This window comes from Vulcanococcus sp. CPBay_Sum15L08_68 (assembly GCF_017855895.1).
Lineage (GTDB): Bacteria > Cyanobacteriota > Cyanobacteriia > PCC-6307 > Cyanobiaceae > Vulcanococcus.
In genome coordinates this window covers 1-2559 of sequence record NZ_JAFMFX010000118.1, presented here as the reverse complement: position 1 = coordinate 2559, position 2559 = coordinate 1, and the positions used below count along the sequence as shown (strand labels likewise).

The window sequence follows — 2559 nt, the reverse complement described above, 5'->3', positions numbered from 1 at the left end:
TAGGACTCCGGCTTGCCGGTCTGCTGGGCCAGAGCCGCCGAGAGTTCCTTCAGCAACCCAGCGGCATCGGCCAGCTCAGGCAACGAGGTACGCACGTTGATCAGGGGCATCGCAGCTCAGGGCACTGCTTCAAATCTGCCACGACGATTTGGTGTGGCACCAACGCCAGCTCTCGACGTTGATCAGTAACCCCAGCACCAACATCACTGCCATCAGCAACACCTGATCGGAGCGCGAATCAGGGATCAGGATGTCAACGACGAAATGGGCAGTGTTGGTCAGGGTGTAGACGACACTCAGACCGAACTGAAACCAGCGCCAGCGCCGCCAGCCCGGGGCACTGGAGGCGTAGCTGCTCAGGACATAGGCCCCAAGAGGAACGAGGAAGTAGAGCAGCATCGCCCAGAACACCAGGGGCAGACGTTCGGTGGCGACATGGCTCTCGATCTCAGGGGAGAGGCCATGGAAAAGCGGCATCAATCCCAGATCGGTGTGAAACAGCAGGCACAGAAACCAGGCTGTCCAGAGGCTCCGCACGCGCTGGGCGTGATCGATGGTCAGCGGCCTACGGGGTACAGGGGCCATCGGTCTTCACCTCCACCTGATCGCCGAGTTGCACCGAGGCAAGCATCGCCTTGAGGGTGGGTTCAGAGACGTTCAGGCAGCCGCCGGTGACCTGCTCGCCGATGCGCTGTTCGTTGTTGCTGCCGTGGATAGCGAAGCTGTACCAGCGGAATTTGCCGTCGTAGGTGTTGAAGGCAAAGGGCTGCTTGACGCTGTCGATCGGCTCCAGGCTGATGTAGCCGATTCCGTATTCACCGACCTCACCATCGCCCTTGAAGTCGATGGCGTTCATGTTCTTGAAGAGCGTCTCCTTGAGCTCCGCCTTGCTCTTGCCGGACTGGGCGATCAGCTTGGGATCCATCTCAAAGCGGTCCTTGCTGAGGATCGCGTTGACCTTGAAGGAACCCAGGGGGGTGTAGCCCTCCTCGAAACGGGTCTTGGCACAGGTCACCCCAAGCCGGCCAAAGCCCACCTGAAAAGTGGTGCGCTCATCGCCGCGCACCATCACCCCTTGGCTCTTGGCGGGGATGTTCTGATCCAGCTCAATCGTGATCGGAGCCGTGATGGCCGGCGCGCCACTGGCCGTGGTCTTGGGAGAGCTGCCGCCGCAACCGCTCAGGGCCAGAGCCAGGCTGATCCCGGCCAGCGAGAGGAGACGTCGCATCCAAGACCAACCGCACTCACTCCATGTTGGCGAGGACGCCTGGATTTGCATGCAGCAACCCTGGACGGCCGGGGCCGCTGGATTCACCATGAGGGCAGGCACCCTGAACCGATGGACGACGCACTGCTGGCCCTCGTGGAAGATCTGGGATCGGGGAACGTGCTTGATGCCGAGACCCTCGAGGGCTGCACGGTCGAGCCCCATGAGCTCGATGAGATGGATGAGGACCAGGCGGCGATCGTCGCGGCCCATGTCTTTGAGCAGCTCTTTGACCACGACGTCTCCCAACAGCGCGGGGAGTCGGCCGATCCCGAGGAAGGGGTCTGGAGCGGCACGGTCGATTCCTTCAAGTTCACGATCGAGCGCGATGACGCCGGTGATCTGGTGCTGAACTTCAGCAGCGGGGACTAGGGCGATGGCACAGGCGACCTGGGCGGTGAAGCTGATCGATAAGGGCCGCACCCTGCAGGTTCAAGTGCAGGCCCACACCCAAGCCGAAGCACGGACCATCGCTGAACACCAGTACCCGGGCTACAAGGCGATGAGTGCCCAGCGGGCCTAGATCAGGAGGCTTCACGATGAACACCCCCGCCCCCGACTGGATGCCGGATGCCGCGAAAGGCACCTACCCGGGCTGGGTGCAGCGCAAGGCGGTGACGTTGTCCAAGCGAGACCAGAAACGCGGTGGCGTGGGCAACGTGCAGCAGTACCGCCTGGCGATCCACGAGGCGGTGCTGGCCTCAGAAGGCCGCGACCACTGGACCGGGGAATGGCTCGCCTGGGAGCTGATCGGCACCTACGACAACCGCGATGCGGCCACGGGCAAAGGTGAGAGCAAGAAGCGCTACGCGATGCTCCCCACCCTTGATCAACCCTCCAAGCAACCGGAACCGGACTTTGTGATCTGCGCCTGGCGCACGAATGACGCCAAACACGACATGACGGCGCAGGAGCTCCTGCAGTTCTGCACTGCTGTGATCAAGCACAGCCCGAACTGGGTTGGCTGATGCACACCTGACAAGTAATCAATGCTTTCGCCAATAAAAAACCGCCGGTACTCCTACCGGCGGCGCTACATCCCGTACCCATGACCTGCGTTCCACAAGTTCTGGCTACGGACGCACGCTAGAGACCAGGAACAACACGTCCATCGGCCTTAGCAGTTCTTAGGACGCTATTGCGGTGAGGCAATCGCGAGCTTGCGCTTGAGGTCTTCGTTTTCATCCTCCAAAGCCTGAATCCTGGCCTTGAGCTGATCAACCTCCGAGGCTTTCTCGCTCAGGGTTGTGATCTTGGCGTGATACGTCGAGGGGATTTCTTGAATCCAAGAA

At 61.4% G+C, this 2559-nt stretch carries 6 protein-coding genes; 3 read left to right on the top strand and 3 right to left on the bottom strand.

Going from position 1 to position 2559, the window contains the following annotated elements:
• The 3 genes from QZ189_RS11125 to QZ189_RS11115 form a co-directional block, all read right to left on the bottom strand.
• Window positions 1–110 (bottom strand): phenylpyruvate tautomerase MIF-related protein (locus QZ189_RS11125; protein ID WP_296421808.1); only part of this gene is annotated, 110 nt, incomplete at its 3' end.
• Between the two features lie 19 nt (window positions 111–129).
• Window positions 130–477, bottom strand: a complete 348-nt coding sequence (locus tag QZ189_RS11120) for a hypothetical protein (RefSeq protein WP_247478948.1) — start codon at window positions 475–477, stop codon at window positions 130–132.
• Between the two features lie 88 nt (window positions 478–565).
• The gene (locus QZ189_RS11115) at window positions 566–1228 is read right to left on the bottom strand and encodes a L,D-transpeptidase (RefSeq protein ID WP_296415275.1); all 663 of its coding nucleotides are present in this window, start codon (window positions 1226–1228) and stop codon (window positions 566–568) included.
• A 111-nt stretch (window positions 1229–1339) separates the two neighbouring features.
• Between QZ189_RS11115 and QZ189_RS11110 the strand changes: the two genes are divergently transcribed.
• Genes QZ189_RS11110 through QZ189_RS11100 form a run of 3 tightly spaced genes read left to right on the top strand, consistent with a single transcriptional unit; the run spans window position 1340 to window position 2235 of the window.
• Window positions 1340–1639 (top strand): hypothetical protein, encoded by a 300-nt coding sequence (locus tag QZ189_RS11110; protein WP_029626373.1) that lies wholly within the window; start codon window positions 1340–1342, stop codon window positions 1637–1639.
• A 4-nt stretch (window positions 1640–1643) separates the two neighbouring features.
• Window positions 1644–1790, top strand: a complete 147-nt coding sequence (locus tag QZ189_RS11105; RefSeq protein ID WP_010317690.1) for a hypothetical protein — start codon at window positions 1644–1646, stop codon at window positions 1788–1790.
• A gap of 16 nt (window positions 1791–1806) precedes the next feature.
• Window positions 1807–2235 (top strand): hypothetical protein, encoded by a 429-nt coding sequence (locus tag QZ189_RS11100; protein ID WP_296421805.1) that lies wholly within the window; start codon window positions 1807–1809, stop codon window positions 2233–2235.
• Window positions 2236–2559 lie beyond the last annotated feature (324 nt).